Origin of the sequence: Streptomyces sp. NPDC056061 (assembly GCF_042266885.1) — a bacterium.
Taxonomy (GTDB): domain Bacteria; phylum Actinomycetota; class Actinomycetes; order Streptomycetales; family Streptomycetaceae; genus Streptomyces.
The window spans coordinates 1-2,393 of record NZ_JBHJWQ010000088.1 but is presented as its reverse complement, the minus strand read 5'-3'; the positions used below and the strand labels follow the sequence as shown (position 1 = coordinate 2,393).

At 67.5% G+C, this 2,393-nt stretch carries 2 protein-coding genes and 1 pseudogene; 1 reads left to right on the top strand and 2 read right to left on the bottom strand.

The features are described 5' to 3' along the window. Positions 1-417 precede the first annotated feature (417 nt). Together ACFC79_RS38200 and ACFC79_RS38195 are read right to left on the bottom strand one after the other, a co-directional pair. Positions 418-1,347, bottom strand: coding sequence for a hypothetical protein (locus tag ACFC79_RS38200; protein WP_376249879.1), 930 nt, complete (start codon positions 1,345-1,347; stop codon positions 418-420). Beyond that, a complete protein-coding gene (locus ACFC79_RS38195; protein ID WP_376249877.1) occupies positions 1,340-1,963 on the bottom strand; it encodes an RNA polymerase sigma factor in 624 nt (207 codons plus the stop codon). Before ACFC79_RS38195 ends, ACFC79_RS38200 begins: the two co-directional genes overlap by 8 nt. 134 nt (positions 1,964-2,097) lie before the next feature. Between ACFC79_RS38195 and ACFC79_RS38190 the strand changes: the two are divergent. After that, a pseudogene (locus tag ACFC79_RS38190) lies at positions 2,098-2,259 on the top strand (site-specific integrase); the annotation flags it as partial. Positions 2,260-2,393 lie beyond the last annotated feature (134 nt).

Sequence of the window (2,393 nt, the reverse complement as noted above, 5' to 3'; positions counted from 1 at the left end):
CCTGGACCGGCTGGCACCACCACGTCACCCTCGTCTCCGTCGCACACGCCTTCTGCACCCTGCAACGACTGGCCAGAGCCCCAAAAGACACGGCGCCGGCCTGAGCCTCTACCAAGTCGTCCGCGAGCTTCAGCTACTGCTCGCAACCTGGGCCGGCGCATGCCCCACCTGCCACCGCAACATACCGACCAGCACGCCAACCTGACCAAGCCCTACTAGGACTGCTGACGTCCGGCGCCGTTGATGTCACCCGTGGATGTCAGCACGGCGCAACCACGTGGGCTCGCTGGCCGATGGGGCCAACCACGGTGCTCAGTCACAGGCGCCGATACTGCCCTTGTCCGCGTTCCTGCCGGCAAGAGGGCTTCGGCGGGATTGGTGGTGCCGTCATCGGCCTCGCTGTCAGAGAAGACAAGCTCAGGGACGCACGCCCGGCTCGTTCACGGCAGCCGCGAACCTCTGCACGGCTGAGACCCTGATCAGGGTTTCCTCTGTCGTGACCTTGGAGTCGATCATTCCGCCGACGAGCATCATCGTACGTTCACCCCGGTACTCGTAGGTCTCCGGATCGAGGAGCAGCTCGTCCCGGCGGTGGGTCGTCCTGGTGAACGGGTTGTCGTCCGAGGGGTGGACGGCCAGGGCAGGCCTGCCCATCGCGTCCTCGACGAGCTGCGGACGGACCACCACGCCGGGGATCGTTTTGAGCGCGCGGAAGAGCGACAGGCGGACCTCGAACGGAATGGTGTCCGTGCTGGAGAACGTGTACTGGATCCGCTGGTAATCGCCTCCGAGGCGGATCACCTCAGAGAGAGACCGCAGCAGCTGCTGCGGCTCGCTCGGCAGTTTCTCCACCTTCTGACGCAGCTTCTTCGGCGATCCGCCGTTTCCCCCGCCGATCACCGGATTCCGGGTGCCGTCCGGCAGCATGTGGTGGATCTTGCCGCTGCCGTACTGCGTCCAGGTCTCCTGCGTGAGCTCCGTGTATGCCGGGGCGCCCTTCTGGGGAACGGGATTGAGGTCGTCGCGGAAGTTGAGCGTCGACTGCCGCGTCAGGGTCTTCTGGTAGAGCCACTGACCGTCGGTGGGTTCGGTGGCGTACTCGGCCCCCACCTGGTGAGTGTCGGTCGTCGGCGCCACCTGCGCCACCTGTGCCACCAGCACTGCCGCCACCGCCACTCCGGCGGCAGCGCCCGCCGCAGCGAGCTTCCAGTCGGCCCGTGGCCAAAAGCGGCGGCGATGCCTCCGTTCGGCGGCGTCCAGCAGCCTCTGCCGCCCAGGCGCCAGCCGGGCCCGGTCAGGGGCGGGCGCGTCCGGCCGGAAGTTCTTCAGCGTCGTCATCTCATCCATGGTCGGCCTCCGGGGCGAAATCCTGCACGAGAGTGGGGTCGTTGCCCAGCGCGGAGCGCACCTTCCTGCGCGCCCGGTTGAGTCGGGAACGGACGGTGCCGACCGGGATGCCGAGCGCCTCGGCGACCTCCTGATAGCTGAGGTCGGCCCATGCGACGAGGAGCAGTACGTGCCGGTCGCCGCCGGACAGCGAGGCGAGCGCGCCAGCGAGGAGGCGGTGGGCGGCCTGCGCGGTGACCCGATCGTCCGCATGATCGACCCAGGACTCGGTGACCGAGTCGTGGCCGGTGCGGGCGAGTGCCCTTAGGGCGCGCTCTTCGGTGCGGCGCTGCTTGCCGATCAGGTTGGCGGCGATGCCGTAGAACCAGGGCCGGGCGTTCGTGCGGGTCAGGTCGTAGCGCGAGCGGGCCCGGAACGCCGCGAGGAAGGTGTCGGCCGTAAGGTCGTCGGCGGCCGCGTCGCCGAGCCGCCGCATGACGTAGCGGTGGACATCGGCGGCGTACCGGTTGTACAACACGGCGAAGACTTCGGGCCGCCGCAGGGACTGGGCAATGGCGGACGAGTCATCGTGGTGGTGCTCGTAGTCGTCGTGCCCGACGTCCGGTGGGCCGGTCACGGGGTCTCCGTCTCTGACGTATGTGGTCACACTCTCTCTTCCCCGGTGGGACCCGCCGAGTTCACGCAGAATGCCATGTCCACGCTAGCGCTGGTCACGATCACCGTGGGAGACGGAGCACGGAGCCTCGTGCGCGGGCTGCCGGAGTCGCCCCCCGAGTCGTGATGGAGATCCTTGGGCACTCCCAGATCAGCATCACCATGGATGTCTATACGCACGTCGTCCAGGACACCCAGCGAGAGGCCATGAGCCATAAGGACCGTCTGCTCAGGAAGAGGCGCCCCGATCGTGGGTGACCGCCCGCGTTGATGTCAGAAGTGGATGTCAAAGGCCACCTGAGGTTCCCCCGAGATGCGGGGAAAGGTGACAGCAGGTCAGATGGGTTTCATGAGAGGAGCCCAGACGATGCCTGCCCCGAGGAAATATCCGC

Excerpts from the sequence above, each read along its gene's own strand:
- ACFC79_RS38200 (WP_376249879.1), bottom strand. The coding sequence starts at position 1,347 with ATGGATGAGATGACGACGCTGAAGAACTTCCGGCCGGACGCGCCCGCC.